Consider the following 18,018-nt stretch of genomic DNA (forward strand, 5'->3'; position numbering starts at 1 on the left):
TCACGGATGCCAGAGGCTGCAGCCCGCGCATCTGGCGTTCGCGCGGCGGGTGGCTTAGCATGAGACAGACACCATGACGACCCGCGCCGGCAGACGACTTCAAGAGATTTTCAACACGCGACCCGTGCTCTGCGATGGAGCAATGGGCACGTCGCTCTACGCGCGTGGCGTCTTCATCAACCGCTGTTACGACGAGCTGAACCTGACGGAGCCGGAGCTGGTGCGCTCGATCCACGAAGAGTACCTGCAGGCCGGCGCCGAGATCATCGAAACGAATACATTTGGCGCGAACCGCTTCCGACTGCTGCGCTATGGGCTCGAAAACAAGGTGGAAGAGATGAACCTCGCCGGGGCGAGGATTGCCCGGCAGGCGGTCGAGCACCTGGCCGAGAAGCAGGCCGGGCAGGCGTGGGTCGCCGGTTCCGTGGGGCCGCTGGGCGTGCACCTGGAGCCTCTGGGCAAGACATCGCTCCAGGAGGCGCGGGAGGCCTTTGCGGAGCAGATTCGCGGGCTGGTGGCGGGCGGGGTCGACCTGCTGATTATCGAGACGATGCCCGCGCTGAACGAGGCAGAACAGGCGCTCAAGGCGGCGAAGGAGACGGCTCCTGACCTGCCGGTGATGGTGATGGTGACGGTCGACGAAGAGGTGAACTGCCTGGACGGATCGTCGCCGGAGACGGCGGCGGCGCGGCTGACGGCATGGGGTGCGGATGCGATCGGCTGCAACTGCAGCACCGGCCCGGCCAATGTGCTGAGCGCGATCGAGTGCATGGCGGCGGCGACCGACCTGCCGCTGGTGGCGATGCCGAATGCGGGCATGCCGCGGGCCATCGAGGGGCGCAATATCTACCTGTGTTCGCCGGAGTACATGGCGAGCTTTGCGAAAAAGTTTCTGAAGTCGGGAGTGCAGTTTATCGGCGGCTGCTGCGGGACGACGCCGAACCATATTCGCGCGATGAAGTCAGCGCTGCGGGCGGCCGAGGCGCAGAAGACGGCGCCGGCACGGATGGCGCGGGAGCCGATTGTGACGGAGACGCCCCCCGCTCCGCTCGAGGAGCGTTCGCGGCTGGGGAAGCTGATCCAGGAGGGCAGCTTCGTCACCATGGTGGAGATTGTGCCGCCGAAGGGCATCGACTGCCGCAAGGAACTGGCGGGCGCGCGGCTGCTGGCTGAGCTGGGCGTGGACATCATCAACGTTCCGGACTCGCCGCGAGCGTCGGCGAGGATGAGCGGGCAGAGCCTGTGCATCCAAATCCAGCAGCAGACGGGAATTGAGACGGTGCTGCACTACACCTGCCGCGACCGTAACGTGTTGAGCATTCAGAGCGACCTGCTGGGGGCTTCGTCGATCGGGCTGAAGAATATTCTGTGCCTGACGGGCGACCCGCCGAAGCTGGGGAATTATCCGGACGCTACGGCGGTGTTTGACGTGGATGCGATCGGGCTGGTGAATATCGTCAACCGGCTGAACTATGGGCTGGATATCGGCGGCAACCCTATCGGCGAGTCGACCGGGTTCACGATTGCCGTGGCGGCGAATCCCGGCGTGCCGGACATCGATAACGAAGTTCGGCGGTTTGCCTACAAGGTAGAGGCGGGCGCGGAGTACGCGATCACCCAGCCGGTGTTTGACTTGCGGCTGCTGGAGAGCTTTCTGAAGCGGATTGAGGGCTTCCGGATCCCGGTGATCGCCGGGATATGGCCCCTGACGAGCCTGCGGAACGCGGAGTTCATGAAGAATGACCTGCGGGTTTCCATGCCGGACGAGATCATGCTGCGGATGCAACAGGTGGGGTCGCCGGAGGAGGCGCGCGCCGAGGGCATTCGCATTGCGCAGGAGATGCTGGCGGCGACGCGGAGCATGGTACAAGGCGTGCAGGTGAGTGCGCCGTTCGGGCGGTATACGGCGGCCGCTGAGGTGATCCAGGCGGTGCTGCCAAAGCGGGTGGCAACGGTTTAAGAGGGAGTGGGAGTTTACGTGGCGAATTTTGAGGATTCACTGAAGCAGCTGGAGATGGTGGTGGCGCAGCTTGAGCGGGGCGACCTGCCGCTGGAGGACTCGATCCGCCTGTTTGAAGAGGGGATGAAGCTGTCGGCGACCTGCAAGGAGCAGCTGGATCAGGCCGAGGGCAAGGTGCAGATGCTGGTGAAGCAGCGCGACGGCTCGATGAAGACCGAGGTTTTTCCGCCGCAAAAGTAGCAGCTGGCGCCGATGATATTTCGTGCATGCCCGATGCAGCGGAGTATTATCAGTACACTTCAGCGAATCGTTTTTAATCTTACTGAAGGTTTCATTTTCACCCGCACGTCTATCTCATGCCGGCATCATACTAGTTGCTCATCGTTGCGGGTTGAGCTCCTTCGATGGTTCTGTCAAGTACCGAGTAGTCCCGGGTAGGAATGTGCTGAGCACGCCTGCCCGTCAGCCTTAAGAAAGGTACGGTAACTTTGAACGTTCACCTCCTGAACCCGAGCGACAACTCCTTCGGAACCGCTGTCATCACACCCCGGTGGCTTTTTGTACTTGCGGCAGCCACTCCTGAGATTTACGGGACCCCGATCCTCGTCGATGAAAGCCTGGAACAGTTAGACCCTGCCACCATCCAACCCGGAGATGCAGTCGGCATCGGCATCCACACGGGCAACGCTCTGCGCGGCTATGAGCTCGGACGCATTGCGCGCGAGCGCGGTGCCTGGGTGATCTTCGGCGGTATTCATGCAACGCTGTTTCCTGATGAGGTGTTCGAGCGCGGAGCCGCTCACGCCGTCGTCACCGGCGATGGCGATCTGATCTGGGCCAACGTGCTGGCCGACTGCGCCCGCAACGCCCCGCAGCACCTCTACGCGGGCGGCAAGGTGGATGGCGACAATTTCATCTCAGCCCGGTGGGACCTGCTCTCAGCAGACAAATACATGTGGGCGTCTGTGCAGACCGTGCGCGGCTGCCCCAAGCACTGCTCCTTCTGCTCCGTGTGGCGCACCGATGGCCAGAAGCCACGGCAGCGCAGCTACAAGCGCGTCATCGAAGAGATCGTCGATCTTCGCCGCAAAGGCTTTCGTTTCATCGCCCTGGCGGACGACAACTTTTATCCGGTTACCCTGACCGACCTTCGCCTGGCGCGCGAACAGAACAATCAGGCGAAGGTTGAACAGCTCGAGCAGCTGCGGGCGGAGCGCTTCCTCCTGATGGAGGAGCTCGCCAAGCTGCCATCCAACATGGTCTTCTTCACCCAGATCACCATGGAGGCAGCCGAAGATACCGAATACCTGGACGCGATGCGCCGGGCAAACATCAAGGGCGCACTGGTAGGCGTGGAGGCGGTCACACCGGAAGGGCTCAAGTCAGTATTCAAGGACTTCAACTACTCCGGCGATCGGCTGGTACAGCAGCTCAACATCTTCCGCGAGCATGGCGTCCATGTGCTCGGATCCTTCATCTTCGGCCTGCCCAGCGACAAGCCCAGCACCTTTGACGCGACAGCCGATCTGGCGCTGAAGGCTGTCACCTTCGCCCAGTTCGTCATGATGACACCTTTTCCCGGGACCATCGACTTCAACCGCTGGGAGAAGGAGCAGGAGAAGGATCCGGTGCTGGTCGACGGCATTCCAATCACGCGCTATTGGCTCATCCCGTCAAGCATCCGGCCCAAGATGTTCACGCCGCATCCGCTCATGAGCACGGATGAGATTCGCGAGCGCACCCAGGGCGTCTGGGACCGCTTCTACACGCTCCGCGCCATCTGGAAGCGTTCCGCCTGTACGCCTACGCTGCGCGCGCGCCTGGGCTTCATCTTTCTCTCCAAGCTCTACCGGCAGATGTACGCCGGCACGGGAATCTCCACGGACAGCGCCCGCCGCCGTAAGGCGAACACATCCGCGCGATGGATTGCACGCTACAGCCGCAAGCTCTTCCAGGCCGAGCCCATGCCCGATCTCCAGATGCCGGTCTGGGAACCGACATCGATTTCGCGCTCCATACGGTCGTTCGCTGAAGGAGACTCCGGGCCGTTCCGGGTCGTGTCGTAAAGCGAAGCTGCATGTCCCAAAAGTGATAGCCTGCCGGGCTGAAGAACCGGCAGGCTATTTGTTTTCCGGGAACCAGACTATTTCTAAGCTTCTCCAGCTCCGTGGCATTTCTTGTACTTCTTGCCGGAGCCGCAGGGGCAGTCGTCATTGCGGCCAACCTTCTGCCCTGTCCGACGAGTGGTTACCCCGGTTGCGCTGCCGCCACCGGCGCTTCGCGCCATTTCGAGCTCGCGCTTCTTCTTGCGCTCGAACTCCTCTTCCAGCCGATCGATCGTAGTCGCTGGCTGGCGAGTGGGCACCGAGGGCAGAGCTGCCTGCTGACGATGCCCGTTTGCAATGGGAGCGTCCGCGGTCAGGACCGGCGGAGCAGCCGGAACCTCGCGCTGCAGGCGCGTCGGCACAGCTACCGGCTGGCCGTCAGCCCCGATCACCTGCATCAGGAAGAGGTAACGCAGTGTGTCCTCCTGGAAGCGGCGCATCATCTCCTCGAACATGTCGAAGGACTCGCGCTTGTAGGCGACGAGTGGATCCTGCTGGCCATAGCCGCGCAGTCCGATGCCTTCCTTCAGGTGGTCCATGTTGAGCAGATGGTCTTTCCACAGGCCATCGAGCACGCTCAGCATCACCACGCGCTCGTGGAATCGCATGGCATCCGGCGTGATGAACTGTTCCTTCGCCTCGTATTTCTCCTTCAGCCTGTCGAACAGCGTCTCGCCCAGCTCATGGCGCGTGAGCTCGCGAAGGTCGATCTGCTCCTCATCCATATCGAACCCAAACTGCTCCTTCAGCTTGCTCTTGAGCAGATTGGTGTCCCACTGGTCCGGGTGCAGCTTCTCCGGCGCAACTTCATCGAGCAGAGCGCTGAGAGCATTTGCGACGTAGTCCTCGACGATCAGTTCTTTCTGGTCAATGCCTTCAAGCAGCTGGCGACGTAGCCCATAGACGGCCTCGCGCTGCTTGTTCATGACGTCGTCGTACTCGAGAATGTGCTTGCGCGACTCGAAGTTCTGCGACTCGACAGCCTTCTGCGCTGCCTCGATGCGCTTGGAGATCAGCTTCGACTCGATCGGCACACCCTCTTCCATGCCGAGGCGCTGCAGCAGTGTCGAGACCCACTCACGCGCAAAGATGCGCATCAGATCGTCTTCGAGCGAGAGATAAAAGCGGGATGCGCCCGGATCGCCCTGACGGCCTGCGCGGCCGCGAAGCTGGTTGTCGATGCGCCGCGACTCATGGCGCTCCGTACCGAGGATATGCAGACCGCCTGCCGCGATCACCGCGTCATGCTCACGCTTCGCATTCTCCGCGTGGGCGGCGAAGGCGCGATCCCAGTTCTCCTGGGTGGTCTCGAACTCCTGGCCCTGGTAGTAAAAGCGCATCATGCCGGCAGCAGCCATCGGCGAGATGGCGCCCTCAGCGGCGCTGATCGAACGGGCCATGCCGCGCTTGACCAGGTCCTGCTTGGCCATGAACTCGACATTGCCGCCGAGCAGAATATCCGTACCGCGGCCGGCCATGTTGGTGGCAATCGTGACCATGCCGAGGCGACCGGCCTGCGCCACGATCTCGGCCTCGCGCTCGTGGAACTTGGCGTTGAGAACGACGTGGCGAACACCTTTGCGCTGCAGAATCTGCGAAAGAAGCTCCGACTTCTCAATCGAAGTGGTTCCCACCAGCACCGGCTGCTTGTTCTCATGCAGCTTGGCAATTTCGTCAGCTACGGCGAAATATTTCTCTTTGGCCGTGCGATACACCACGTCTGGATTCTCCAGGCGGAGCATCGGCCGATTGGTCGGAATGACAACGATGTCGAGCTTGTAGATATCTCCGAACTCGGTGGCTTCCGTTTCAGCCGTGCCGGTCATACCGGCCAGCTTCTTGTAGAGGCGGAAATAGTTCTGGAAGGTAATGGTGGCGAGGGTCTGGTCTTCGCGGCGTATATTCACGCCTTCCTTGGCTTCGACGGCCTGGTGCAGCCCGTCAGACCAGCGGCGACCCGGCATCAGGCGGCCCGTGAACTCATCCACGATGATGACTTCGCCATCCTTGACCACATACTGCACGTCGCGTTTGTAGAGCGAATGCGCCTTGATCGCCGTCTCGACGTGGTGCTTCAGATCCCAGTTCTCGACCTCTGCGATATTGCCGATGCCGAGCAGCCCTTCGACCTTTTCCCAGCCCTCGTCGGTAACGGTGATGGTCTTGTGCTTCTCGTCCACCACGAAGTCGCCGGTCAGGATCTTCTGCTCGCCTTTTTCGATTTCCTCGCCCTGCTCGAGCGACGGCAGAATGCGGTTGACCCGGACATATTTGTCGGTCGTCTGGTCCGTCGGTCCGCTGATGATGAGCGGGGTGCGGGCTTCGTCGATCAGGATCGAGTCCACCTCGTCGACGATGCAGAAGTGGTGACCGCGCTGCACACAGTCCGAAATCTCGAACTTCATGTTGTCGCGCAGATAATCGAAGCCGAATTCGTTGTTTGTGCCGTAGGTGATATCCGCGGCATAGGCGGCGCGGCGCTGCGTGTCGTCCAGGTCATGAACGATGACGCCGACCGTCAGGCCGAGAAACTCGTAGATCTTGCCCATCCACTCGGCATCGCGCTTGGCCAGATAGTCGTTCACCGTCACGGCGTGGACACCGTGGCCTGCGAGCGCATTGAGGTAGATAGGCAGCGTGGCGACGAGCGTCTTGCCTTCGCCGGTCTTCATCTCGGCGATTTTGCCCTGGTGCAGCACCATGCCGCCGATCAACTGCACATCGAAGTGGCGCATGTTCAGAATGCGGCGACCTGCCTCGCGGACGACGGCGAACGCCTCAGGCAACAGCTCGTCGAGCACCTGCTTCTCTGCCGTGCGGCGCTCCTCTTCATCGTCGATGCCCTGAATGGCGGCGGCAATGCGGCTCTTGAATTCTTCGGTCTTGGCGCGCAACTCGGCATCCGAGAGCTGCTGTATCGCAGGCTCCAATGCGCCGATCGAGTTCACGACCGGCATAAGGCGCTTCACGACCCGCTCGTTGCTGGTCCCAAATATCTTAGTGAGAGCACTGCTGATCAAAGTGAAAAATCCTCAAGTATCAGTGTAAACGGTCTGAATGGACGGACGCAGCCGGGAAAGGTCCTCAGCGAAGGGCGGCGGTCTGGGTGCTGCCCTTGAGCTGACTGAGTGCGTCGAAAATGATGGCCGGGGTGAGCACCTCCGGCAGCACGGTCGGGGGCGCGTTGGGGCGCCCGGAGTAGATCGCGTAGGCAGGCACGCCGCTGCGTCCCAGCTGGCTCAACGCCTCGCCAATGGCTTCATCGTGCCGGGTCCAGTCGGCGCGAACAAGCGCAACGCCGCTGCTCTGCAGGCGCTTGATGACCTCCGGCCGGTCCAGGACGACCCGTTCGTTCACCTGGCAGCTGAGGCACCACTTTGCCGTGAAATCGACGAAGACCGGGTGGCCTTCCGAACGATACTTCTCAAGCAGCGCCTGGGAAAAAGGCTCCCACTGCAGCTGGCCCTTGGCCGGCGACTCAGCTGCGGCGGGCGCGCTCGCAAAGCGGCGAGCGCCGTAAAGCGGCAGCGCTACCGCCACGGTCAGAACCGCGAGGGCGACGACCGTAGCAGGCAGCTTCGCAGGCCACTTCCCCAGTACCCAGCCGGCGACCGCCAGGAGCAGAAAGCCCGAAAGCAGCAGGACCAGCGGATTGTCGCCCGCCGTCTGCGCAAAAAGCCACGTTAGCCAGATAGCGGTGCCGAAAACCGGGATGGCCGTGAACTGCTTTAAGATCTCCATCCATGCGCCCGGACGAGGCAGCAGCCGCGTCCAGACGGGGTTGAAGGCCAGCAGCAGATAAGGCGCGGCCAGCCCCAGGGCGAGCGCCGTAAAGACTGCGAAGGTCACGAAGGCAGTCTGCGCCAGGGCGTAGCCGATCGCCGCACCCATAAAGGGCGCCGTGCAGGGCGTAGCAACGACCATGGCCAGCACGCCGGTGAAGAAGCTGCCGGCATACCCCTGCTTGGCGGCCAACCCGCCTCCGGCGCTCGTCAGCGAGAGTCCGATCTCAAACTGCCCGGCCAGCGAAAGACCCAGGAAGAAGAGCACCAGCGCCATGATGGCCACAAAGCCCGGCGACTGGAACTGGAATCCCCACCCCAGATGGCTGCCGCCTGCGCGCAGCCCCAGCAGCACCGCAACCACTGCCCAGAAGGAAACAACGATTCCGAAGGCATAGACGAGTCCGTGAGAGCGCATGCGGCTGCGCTCTTCCCGGGAAGCCTGCGCCAGAGACAGGCCCTTGATGAAGAGCACCGGAAAGACGCAGGGCATCAGGTTAAGGATGATGCCACCCAGAAACGCGAGGCCGATGGCGCGCACGAGCGAGCCTGAGTCGGAAGACCTCTCCCCTGCCGGGATCACCCCGGGCGTTGCATCAATTTCATAGGCGGCGCCGTCGGCCAGCACCAGCAGGCCATGCAGCTTTTTGGGCGCGGCGCTCAGACTCGTATCCTTCGTGAGCGTCAGCTCGACGCCCTTCGCAAGTGGAACAGCAGTCTGCGGCGCGGGATTGCTGAGCACTCCCTGCTCAAAGGGGAAGAACTGCGCCGACTTGACCGAACTGCCGGTGAGCACAGCCAGGGTGAACCCCTTGGCGCTCGTGGCAAAACGCGCTTCGCTGCCGGCGGGCAGCGGCTGCGGCATGTGGGGCAGCAGGCGAGTGAAGACCGCCGCGGCATTCGCGTCTTTCGCGGGGCTGGACGGGGCAGCGGGAAAACCCTGCACATCGAGGGTGAGATTGGCTTTGCCCGGGATGCAGACCTCGCGGCAGACCAGCCAGTCGACCTTCGCAGGCAGGGAGACTGACTTCCCTGCGGGCTTGAACGCATCGGCTGCGTGCAGCGTGATGGGAAACAGCACTTCGTGCTGGTAGCCGAAGTCCATCAGCGGCCCCAGAGGCAATCGCTGCGGCGCGGGAAACTGCATCGGCTCCGCGGTCACGCCGGTGGGGAGCGACCAGTCGATCTTCGGGGGCTCGCCGGAGTCGCCGGCGTTCACCCAATAAACATGCCAGCCCGGATCGAGCTGGAAATAGAGCCCCGCCTCCAGCGTTGCACCCGGATAGATAGCCGGCTGCGGCGCAATCAGCTCCACTGTCAGGTGCTGGGCGCGAACCGGTGCGGCCAGCAATTGAAGATTGCAGCAGAGACAGATGGCCAGAAACAACGGTAAGCGGCAGGCACGCATAGCGGTCGAACTTATTGTAGGCTCATCCGTCCTCGAACAGAATCGCTTCCGTTGTAATTCCTTTGTCAAAAGCACGAACCTCTCCGCCCACAGCCTCCCTTGTGAAATGAACTCTATCGGTCCTGCTATACTCGGCCGTTCCCTCACGGAGCGGGCGAGACTCTATGCAAAAGGGAGGTTTCCAGATGGCGCTCCAGATGTGTCATGTCATGCCATTCCTCGCGACGACGCAGCCGGAAAAGGCGCGGGCATTCTATTGCGACGTGCTGGGTATGCGCTTGGAGGAAGACAGCCCCTTTGCCCTGGTCGTGAAAGCGGCGAACGCGTCCGTGCGGATTCAGAAGGTTCAGGCTTTCACGCCGTCGCCGTTCACGGCTCTCGGATGGCACGTTGACGATATCGAAACCGCTGCCAGGCAGCTCCAGAGCAAGGGCGTCACGTTTGAACACTTCGAAGGAATGAACCAGAACGATCTCGGCATCTGGGCTTCTCCGGGCGGGGCGCAGGTCTGCTGGTTCAAGGATCCTGACGGGAATCTTCTCTCCCTGACACAGTTCGCCTGATCTCCTCAGGCTTCGGGGCGGCGAGCCCGCTAGATCCATCCGGCGTCGATCACGTGGCTCTGATTAGTAATGGTCGCGCTGTCGTCTGAAGCCAGAAAGAGCACCAGCCGCGCCACTTCCTCGGGAACGATCATCCTTTTGAGAGCCTGCGCCGCGAGGATTTCAGCCTTGTACTCCTCGGTCAGCCAGAGCCGCTTCTGGCGCTCGGTGAGGACCGCGCCCGGCATCACGCAATTGACCCGGATGTTGGAGGATCCGAGTTCATGGGCCAGTGTGCGGGTCATGCCGACGATGGCCGCCTTCGCCCCGACGTATACGGGAACATTCGTCGAAGGAATTGCCCACGCGATCGAGCTCATATTGATGATGGAGCCGTGACCAGCCTTCTTCATCGCGGGAATCACCGCCTGGATCATGAAGAACTGCTGCTTGAGATTGATGGCCATCGTCCTGTCCCACGACTCTGCGGTCACCTCTTCGATCGAATGGCGAGTATCGTTGCCCGCGTTATTCACCAGCACATCCACGGCGCCAAAGCTGTTGAGGATCTGTCCACAGACTGCCTGCAGCGAGGCAATATCCGTCAGATCGCAGTGGTAGTAAGCCGGCACAGGCAGACCTGCCGACTCGATCCGCTGCACGAGCTCAGCAGCAGGCGCATCCTGCACGTCGAGAAAAGCGACCCGCGCCCGCTGCTGCGCGAAAGCCTCGACGATCGCCTCTCCGATGCCGCTCGCGCCGCCCGTAACGATGACAACCTTGTCATGAAGGCTGGGGTAAATCGCATACCTGCCGGTGTTCTCACCCGTCTTTTCCATGGACACTCTTCCCTGCCTCTTCCAACTGAAGGATTCACGCGACGCCGCGCTGCTTCTGCGCCCTCATGATTGCAATGCGTTCTTTTATAGCGACTCGATCGCGGGAAAGACAACCGCAGCGACCGTGATGTTCCCGGGAGGTATCGAGACCTTCAGCAGGAGCCGGGAATTTGCAGTAGAGTTTCACCGTACAGCTTTGCAGCGGGAGAACGAATTCGTGGAAAAGCACTCGACCCAGATCATCAGCGAAGAGCCGGAACTCATCGCCGACTATGCCTGCGAAACAGGTGAAAATCCGCTCTGGCATCCGCTTGAGCGGCGGCTTTACTGGACAGATATTCCGCGAGGGCGGCTCTTTCGTTATAACCCCGCAGACGGCTCGCATGAGCAGTGCTATCAAGGCAGGCCCGTGGGCGGCTTTACCATTCAACCGGACGGCTCGCTGCTGTTGTTCATGGATCGCGGCACGATCGCTCTGCTGCATGACGGTGCGCTCTCTGAGATTGTGCCGGAGATTCCAGCCGACCGGCTGTCGCGCTTCAACGATGTCATCGCCGATCCTGCAGGACGTGTCTTCTGCGGGACCATGCCCACCGGGACGAACCACGGCAGACTGTATCGGCTCGATCGCGACGGCTCACTTCACCTTGTGCTTGAAGGTATCCGCTGCTCGAACGGCATGGCCTTTACGGCTGACCGCAAAAACTTCTACTACACAGACTCTTTCGCTCGCGAGATCTATCTCTTCGACTACAACGTGGAAGATGGCTCGCTCTCGAATCGGCGCCTGTTTGCACGCTTCCCCGAAGAAGGCGGTCTGCCCGATGGATGCACTCTCGATGCGGAAGGCCGGTTGTGGTCGGCGCTGTGGGACGGATCGGGGATCGTCCGGCTGAGGGCCGACGGCACAGTCGAGAAGAGAATCAACTTTCCCACGCTCAAGACTTCCAGCCTGGTGTTTGGCGGTGACGATTACTCCGACCTTTACATCACTACCGCCGGTGGAGAGGACAAAGCGCTGAACGGCAAGCTGGCCGGAGGACTTTTTCGACTTAGGGGACAAGGCCGCGGTGTGCCTGAATTCTTCTCGCGTATCGATACAAGCTCGGCCACGTCGTCGCATCGCTGACGCTGCGCAGCCATGCACCTCTCGCCGAGAAATGCATGGCTGAACAAAGCGTCAGTGGGCGAGAGCTGCCTGCGAAGGCTGTGGCTCGAGGCCGCTGTCAGTGCAGGTGGGTGGAGCATCGACAGGGTTGCAGCGGGCCACTGTTCCTGACTTGAACCCAACGCTGTAGCCGGTCCATGAGGCAGGCTCCGCCTTCCAGTAGTCGGTGCTGAGTATCTGCGCGCCGCTCTCCATCGCTTCCGTGCGGTGCCGGGTGTCGTTGGCGCGTGCTTCTTCTGTATCCGCATCGGTGCGCGTGCGGACAAGATAGCCTTCGCGGACCAGCGGTTGAATCTTCGCTACATCCACGTCATTGACCTCGGTAAAGGCAGCGTCAGGCGCGCCGGGAGCGGCGTTGGTGAAGAGGACTCGTCCGCGAAGCGATGGATGGCCCGCAAGATAGGCCTGCTCGACGTTGCGCTGATCCATCAGGAAGATGACCTTGCCGCGCGCCTTCGCAAGTGTGGGCCAGCCATGCTTGCGGATCGCCTCGTTGAGCGTGGCGTAGCTGCCGCGCACATCGTCGGGCGTAATCAGTTCGTTCGCAGGAAAGACGGAACGAATCGCGGCATCGAGCGCGTCCCAGGTTGCCGCGGTGTAAGGCTCGGCGTTGATCAGCTTGCCGGGAGCGGGATTATCCTGCTTGGTCTCAATGATCACAAAGATCGGAATGTGATCGGGATGCGACCGTGACCAGCTGCGCACCTGGCGCAGACATTCGGTAAACGGCTGGCAGACACTGCGGTAATCAACATCCTGCACATGCATGACCTTGAAGCCGGGCTTGAGCATCACGCCGTTGGGATCAAAGGGCGGATCAGGCGGCAGGCCCGCCTTCTGCACCAGCGCGAGGCCGGCAGGGTGAGCGTAGCGGCCGCCTTTCATATCGGCGAAGGTGTCGATCTCAATCTGGCGGATGCCTTCATCAAACTGCTGAGGAAGCGGCGGGTGGTGATAGTCGAGATGGCGATACATCTCGGGCTTCTGTTGCTTCCAGTACTTCGCCTCACTGGGCGCAAAGCCCGCGTGATAGCTGTTATGGCTGCCGATGACCTGAATCTGGTTAATGCGAATCGAGTCGTCGGTGTGCGTCTGCGAGAGCGCCGGTAGAGCGCCGAGCATGAGCAGTGCGGGTAGAAGTTTGATTCTCAACATAGTCTCCAGTTCAGTGCGTGAGATAGACAGGGTTTCCGAGCAGTTGCAGCTTGCCGTCAGCGCCGCGAACGTTGAAGCGCACCCAGTGCGCCGCGCCTGCAGTCTCGCTGAAGTGCAGAACCGCTTCTTCATTCCCGATCGATTGCGCGGGCATGGCATCGTCCGGCTTTCCATCAACGATTGCCTCTGCGCGCGAACCCGCGCAGCCGATGATGTGAACATCAAAACGGATGGTGTCGCGTGAGGACGCGTGCAGCGTGTCGCCCATAGCAGCGCTCTGTGCGGCATCGTGAGCGGTGACGTCCAGGAGGCGATTGCGCGAAGTCGTTAGATCGACGAAGACGCGTCCGGAGCGGATCCCATCGAGAATCGCGGGGACGGAAAGCTCATGCGCATAGACGACGGTGGTGGGGCTGCCAACCGAGCCGGGTTCATCGGGGGGCTTCGGCGCATTGTGATTGTCGCTGCCGCCAATGCCTGTCAGGTGAAAGCCTGCGTTGAGTTGCCGCTCCCAGAAGCTGACGCCTGCGTAGGGGCCTTCGGAGATGCCGCCGTTGATGGCTTCAATCGCAGTGACGAGATGCATGTCCGCAGGCGGATCTGCTGTCCATCCGCAGCCCATGCAGATCTCACCGCTTGGCGCATTGGGATGATTCAGCGAGATGACGGCGCCGTACTGGGCGGCCTGCCGCATCCATGCGCTCTCGTCTGGAACGTCTTGCGTGCCTGCGCGGAAATCGATAAAGCGAGTGACGCCGAAGACGTTCGCGTGGCCATGAAACGTTGTGACCTCGCGGCCGGGAATCAGCAGCAGCTTGTCGAAGTAGGGTTGCAGCTCGCGCTCGTCGTTATATTGCGAGATGGTGTTGTGATCGGTGATGGCGATGAAGTCCAGTCCGCGCGCGGCTGCAGCCTCTGCGGTGAGGAAGAGCGGGCACGGAACCTTCTTTCCCGACTGGCTGAGACAGCTGCCGTCGCTGTGCGCGGTGTGCATGTGCAGATCGCCGCGATACCATCCAGCGCTGCTGTTGAGCGCGGTTGCGGTGAAGCTCTGAGGCTGGGTGGCGGCGCGCGTGAAGTGGATTCGCGCGGTGTAATGCGAGACGACCGAGGCGCGGATATTGGGGACGCCGACGATCAGTCTCCACGTGCCTGCGGGCAGCGTGCCGGGCAGATAAGACGGCGTTGCGTCAGTTTCGCTGAGCGTGAATGAACTCTTGTTGCCACCGCTCCAGCCGCGAAAACGCTGGGGATCGAAGAGGCCGAGGTCGAGGGCTGTCTTCTGTTCACGGCCGGTGTAATCAAAGGAAATACTGAGGCGCAGTGTGCCTGCCGGGACGCTGAATGGCAATGCGACATAGGTGTTGTTCTGCGCTCCGGTGATGTTGCCCTGGAGGACAAGATCGTCGGGCGGCTGGGCTCGCAGCGGTGAAATCGCCAGGAAAACAGCAAGAAAGAGAAGCAGAATTCGATCGCTGCGCATAAGAACTCCGTGGTCCAAACTGCGAGTTTACAACTGCGGTATGGCCACCAACGTGCGCCAAAAAGACGCCTGAAATCTCCAATGACGATAATTGCTATTACTTGATAATGATTATCGTGGTCTGGATTTTTCAGGCGCCCTTCTGAGCCCTAGTAAGACACCCTGAGAGCGAACTGCATGACGCGGGGGTCGCCCGACAGGGTGGTGATCTGACCGACGGAGCTGGTCGAGATATTGCCGTTAGGCTGACCGAACTCCGGGGTGTTGGTTACGTTGAAGATCTCCCAGCGGAACTCGACGTTGGCGCGGTTGCGAATGGGAAACTCGCGGAGCAGCGACGCATCGAGCACGGTGGTGTGAGGACCGCGGAGGGTGTTGCGGCCGCTGTTGCCGATCTGTCCCGGAGCGGGCAGGGCGTAAGCGTCCGTGAAGCCCGGCGCGCGCTGGGTGCAGCTCTTGTTGAGCGAGGAGTAGAACCAGCAGCTCGGATCATTGACCAGGCGGGGCTTGCCGATGAGGTTTGGCGTTGCCGTTGTCTGGCCGTAGGCGTCGAGGGTGGACTGGAGCGCGCCGCCTGCGTTGACCTGGAAGGGATGGCCGCTGTAGTAGGTGTAGACGCCGGAGCCGCGGAAGTTGCCGAAGATCCAGGCTGCGGGGCCGTGGTTGAGCCACGGCTTGTCATGGCCGAAGGGCAGCTCATAGACGCCGCTGAGGGCGACGCGGTGAGGAATGTCGAAGTCGCTGGGACCGTACCAGGCGGAGTAGTTGCGACCGTTTGGCGCGGCGCCGGAGTTGCTTTCCAGCTCCTCGGGTGAGTTGTCGAGACTGCGCGAGTAGGTATAAGCGGCGCGCATGCTGAGGCCGTTCTGATAACGATGGGTCAGCGATGCCTGGAGACCGTTGTAGTTTCCATAGCCGATGGCGTTGGTGTATTCGAGGTAGCCGAAGTTGGGGTAAGGGATCACGCCGGTGCTCTGGTTGCCCTGGATGATTGGCTGGTTGTAGTCGGAGAGCACATCGAGGTGCGTGGACTTGGTGCCGACATAATCCATCTCGGCAAGCCAGGTGGGCCCGAACTGGCGCTGGAAGCCGAAGCTCCACTGCTGCACGTTGGGAGCAGGCAGATTCGGGTTAGCAGAGCGGATGTGGAAGGACTGGAGCTGGTTGAGGTTGATCGTGGATGGATCGAGGAAGTTGGACGGGAAGCCGTTGCGCGCGTAGATGACCGGAGTCAGAGAGCTGGACGGAACGGCGGGCGTCTTGTTGACGAGGAAGGGCGGATTGAGGGAGAGCTGATCCTCACTGCCGATGCGCTCGAAGAGGGTGTAGTAGATGCCGTAGCCGCCGCGGATGACGGTGTTCTTGTCAACCGAGTAGGCGAAGCCGAAGCGAGGACCGAAGTCCTTGTAATCGGGGTGAACGAGAGCGCGGCTATAGAGGCCGCCACTGCGGGCGAAGACCAGAGCGCCTGCGCCGCCGTTGCCGGTGGGATCAAAGTTTGCCTGCTGGTTCTTGGCGTTCAGAGCAGGGGTTGCAAAGTCGTACCGCATGCCGAGGTTGAGGGTGAGCTTGGGCGTGACCTTCCAGTCGTCTTCGACGAAGCCGGAGGCCATCCAGAGCCGCTGATCGACAAAGAGGACGTTGGTCAGCTGGGTGCTCTGGACGTAACCGATCAAGCCATCGGCATAGGAGAGGCCTGTGCCCTTGACGCAGGCGTTGGTCGCATTGCGCTGGCAGGTGAAGTTGCCGGTGAAGTTGAGATCGCCACGCGTGCCGGGCTCATCCTGGAAGATGTTGCGCATGGGGGCGAAGAGGGTGGCGCCGAACTTGAGCGAGTGCGCTCCCTTGGTCCAGGAGACCGAATCAGTCCACTGGAACTGGGTAGGCACCTGTGACTTGGGCAGGTAGTCGGGCGATCCGATGTAGGTGTAGTTGGCGAACTGGGTGAGGGGCACGCCGCCCGCGGTCGCCGGATTGTTCGGCACGCCGGGCAGATACTGGTCGGCGGCGTTGAGTCCGAAGGGCTGCTGCTCGGCGAAGGAGTAGTCGCGGATGAAGCCGAGGTGGAAGTCATTGAGCACGGCAGGAGTGAAGCTGTGGGTCCAGCCGATGACGGCGCTGTGTCCGGAGAGGAGCTGACGTCCCCAGGCAGAGGTGGAAGTGCCGTCGGCGATGCCTCCGTAGAAGCCGGGGATGTCGCGATAGCGGGTGAAGTAGCTGTAGCGGGTGAAGACCGTATCCTTCGGCGACGCGGTCCAGTCAACGCGGGCGTCATAGCTGTCGTTGTTATCGATGGCCAGGGCGTTGCGCGTGAAGTTGTTGAACTCGCCCGCTCCGGGGATGTTGGGCAGCGGGAAGAGCTGCATCAGCTGGCTGACGACCGGATCGAGGCGGTTGGTGGGAATGACATTGCCGGGAAACTGCTGGCCGGTGGTGGGGTCATAAATGGGCGCGTAGCTGATGCCGTTGGCTGTGCCCGCCGCGGCGCTGAAGTCACCGACGCGCTCGTTGGGAAGCGGTACGGTGGCAATGCGGGAGACGCCCTGGTGAATACGGGTTCCCTCATAGTTGAAGAATCCGAAGACGTGATTCTTCCAGATGGGGCCGCCAAGGTTGGCGCCGAACTGATTCTGGTTGTTCTCCGGCTTCTTGAGGTGGTGCTGGTCAGAGAAGAAGTCGTTCGCGTCGAAGTACTGGTTGCGAATGTACTCGTAGATGAGGCCGTGGAGATCGTTGGTGCCGCTGCGGGTGCTGACCGAAACGGCTGCGCCGGGCGAGCGGCCATACTCCGCCGAGTAGGGGTTGGTGATGATGTTGAATTCCTGAATGGCGTCGACGGAGGGGTGCGAAGCCTCGGTGCTCAGCTCCTGCACATTCTCAGAGATCGTATTGTTGTCGATGCCGTCGAGGATGAAGTCGTTCTGCAGCGAGTGGACGCCGTTGACGTTGAAGTCGCCGGTGCGGCCTGCGCTGGTGGCGCCGCTCTGCTGGGTGTAACGGGCAATCTGTACGCCGGGGACCATGCGGAGGAGATCGTCCCAGTTGCGGAGATAGAGGGGCGTCTCTTCAATGGTCTTGCGCTCGATAGTGCTGCCGATGGAGGCATCATCGGGGGAAAGATCGCTGCCCTCGGCGGTGACCTGAACGGTCTGCTGGGTGCTGCCTACGCGAAGAGAGAAGTCGCGGCGAGCTTTCTGCGCGGTGGTCAGCTGCACCTGCTCCTGCGCAGTATCGAAGCCGGTCTGCGCGAGCACGATCTGATAGGCGCCGATGGGCAGATCCTGAAAAGAGTAGTAGCCGGCGGAGTCAGTGACGGTTTTGCGGGTGAGTCCGGTGCCGAGGCTGGTGACGGTGACCGGAACTGAGGCGATGGCGGCGCCGCTGGGATCGGTGACAAGCCCGGTGAGACTGGCGGTATTGACCTGAGCGTGTGCGAAGAGCAGCGGAAAGAGGAGAGTGAACAGCAGAAGCGCGTGGCGTCGAAACTGGATCATGAAGGGAGCCCCCTTATAGACTTGCAACGTTATACGACAATGGGTTAGTTGTTGGGAACGATTCCAACCTACCGGCGAGGGA

Annotated in this window: 11 protein-coding genes; 5 read left to right on the forward strand and 6 right to left on the reverse strand. The window is 61.5% G+C overall.

The genetic code is table 11. The features are described 5' to 3' along the window. Positions 1-73 precede the first annotated feature (73 nt). The 3 genes from C7378_RS08820 (at position 74) to C7378_RS08830 (ending at position 4,026) form a co-directional block, all read left to right on the forward strand. The gene (locus C7378_RS08820) at positions 74-1,960 is read left to right on the forward strand and encodes a bifunctional homocysteine S-methyltransferase/methylenetetrahydrofolate reductase (protein ID WP_131994838.1); all 1,887 of its coding nucleotides are present in this window, start codon (positions 74-76) and stop codon (positions 1,958-1,960) included. Between the two features lie 18 nt (positions 1,961-1,978). Continuing rightward, positions 1,979-2,200: an exodeoxyribonuclease VII small subunit gene (xseB, locus tag C7378_RS08825; protein ID WP_165876718.1), complete on the forward strand. Its 222-nt coding sequence runs from the start codon at positions 1,979-1,981 to the stop codon at positions 2,198-2,200. A gap of 248 nt (positions 2,201-2,448) precedes the next feature. Further along, positions 2,449-4,026, forward strand: coding sequence for a B12-binding domain-containing radical SAM protein (locus tag C7378_RS08830; RefSeq protein ID WP_131994841.1), 1,578 nt, complete (start codon positions 2,449-2,451; stop codon positions 4,024-4,026). A gap of 83 nt (positions 4,027-4,109) precedes the next feature. Here the strand turns inward: C7378_RS08830 and secA are convergent, their stop codons facing one another. Then, positions 4,110-7,085 (reverse strand): preprotein translocase subunit SecA, encoded by a 2,976-nt coding sequence (gene secA / locus C7378_RS08835; RefSeq protein ID WP_131994844.1) that lies wholly within the window; start codon positions 7,083-7,085, stop codon positions 4,110-4,112. Between the two features lie 64 nt (positions 7,086-7,149). Then, positions 7,150-9,255, reverse strand: coding sequence for a protein-disulfide reductase DsbD family protein (locus tag C7378_RS08840; protein WP_131994847.1), 2,106 nt, complete (start codon positions 9,253-9,255; stop codon positions 7,150-7,152). A 164-nt stretch (positions 9,256-9,419) separates the two neighbouring features. Here C7378_RS08840 and C7378_RS08845 point away from each other — a divergent pair, with 164 nt between their 5' ends. After that, positions 9,420-9,818 carry a VOC family protein gene (locus tag C7378_RS08845; RefSeq protein WP_243648153.1) on the forward strand — a complete coding sequence of 133 codons (399 nt, stop codon included), beginning with the start codon at positions 9,420-9,422 and terminating at the stop codon, positions 9,816-9,818. Between the two features lie 29 nt (positions 9,819-9,847). Here the strand turns inward: C7378_RS08845 and C7378_RS08850 are convergent, their stop codons facing one another. Then, complete coding sequence (locus C7378_RS08850) at positions 9,848-10,636, reverse strand: SDR family NAD(P)-dependent oxidoreductase (RefSeq protein ID WP_131994850.1); 789 nt, start codon at positions 10,634-10,636, stop codon at positions 9,848-9,850. A gap of 217 nt (positions 10,637-10,853) precedes the next feature. On the opposite strand from C7378_RS08850, the gene C7378_RS08855 reads away from it, so the two are divergent. Continuing rightward, positions 10,854-11,765, forward strand: coding sequence for an SMP-30/gluconolactonase/LRE family protein (locus C7378_RS08855; protein WP_207901385.1), 912 nt, complete (start codon positions 10,854-10,856; stop codon positions 11,763-11,765). A 51-nt stretch (positions 11,766-11,816) separates the two neighbouring features. On the opposite strand, the gene C7378_RS08860 is transcribed toward C7378_RS08855, so the two are convergent. The 3 genes from C7378_RS08860 to C7378_RS08870 all read right to left on the reverse strand — a co-directional run bounded on the left by C7378_RS08860 (position 11,817) and on the right by C7378_RS08870 (position 17,936). Then, positions 11,817-12,959 (reverse strand): phosphatidylinositol-specific phospholipase C1-like protein, encoded by a 1,143-nt coding sequence (locus C7378_RS08860; protein WP_131994853.1) that lies wholly within the window; start codon positions 12,957-12,959, stop codon positions 11,817-11,819. Positions 12,960-12,969: 10 nt separating this feature from the next. Beyond that, on the reverse strand, positions 12,970-14,442 hold the full coding sequence (locus tag C7378_RS08865) for a CehA/McbA family metallohydrolase (protein ID WP_131994856.1): 1,473 nt from the start codon (positions 14,440-14,442) through the stop codon (positions 12,970-12,972). A gap of 149 nt (positions 14,443-14,591) precedes the next feature. Continuing rightward, positions 14,592-17,936: a TonB-dependent receptor gene (locus tag C7378_RS08870; protein ID WP_131994859.1), complete on the reverse strand. Its 3,345-nt coding sequence runs from the start codon at positions 17,934-17,936 to the stop codon at positions 14,592-14,594. Between the last annotated feature and the right edge of the window lie 82 nt (positions 17,937-18,018).

Origin of the sequence: Acidipila rosea, from assembly GCF_004339725.1 — a bacterium.
In the GTDB taxonomy this organism is placed as follows: domain Bacteria; phylum Acidobacteriota; class Terriglobia; order Terriglobales; family Acidobacteriaceae; genus Acidipila; species Acidipila rosea.

Excerpts from the sequence above, each read along its gene's own strand:
- C7378_RS08820 (WP_131994838.1), top strand. The coding sequence starts at position 74 with ATGACGACCCGCGCCGGCAGACGACTTCAAGAGATTTTCAACACGCGA.
- C7378_RS08840 (WP_131994847.1), bottom strand. The coding sequence starts at position 9,255 with ATGCGTGCCTGCCGCTTACCGTTGTTTCTGGCCATCTGTCTCTGCTGC.
- C7378_RS08845 (WP_243648153.1), top strand. The coding sequence starts at position 9,420 with ATGCAAAAGGGAGGTTTCCAGATGGCGCTCCAGATGTGTCATGTCATG.
- C7378_RS08850 (WP_131994850.1), bottom strand. The coding sequence starts at position 10,636 with ATGGAAAAGACGGGTGAGAACACCGGCAGGTATGCGATTTACCCCAGC.
- C7378_RS08860 (WP_131994853.1), bottom strand. The coding sequence starts at position 12,959 with ATGTTGAGAATCAAACTTCTACCCGCACTGCTCATGCTCGGCGCTCTA.
- C7378_RS08865 (WP_131994856.1), bottom strand. The coding sequence starts at position 14,442 with ATGCGCAGCGATCGAATTCTGCTTCTCTTTCTTGCTGTTTTCCTGGCG.
- C7378_RS08870 (WP_131994859.1), bottom strand. The coding sequence starts at position 17,936 with ATGATCCAGTTTCGACGCCACGCGCTTCTGCTGTTCACTCTCCTCTTT.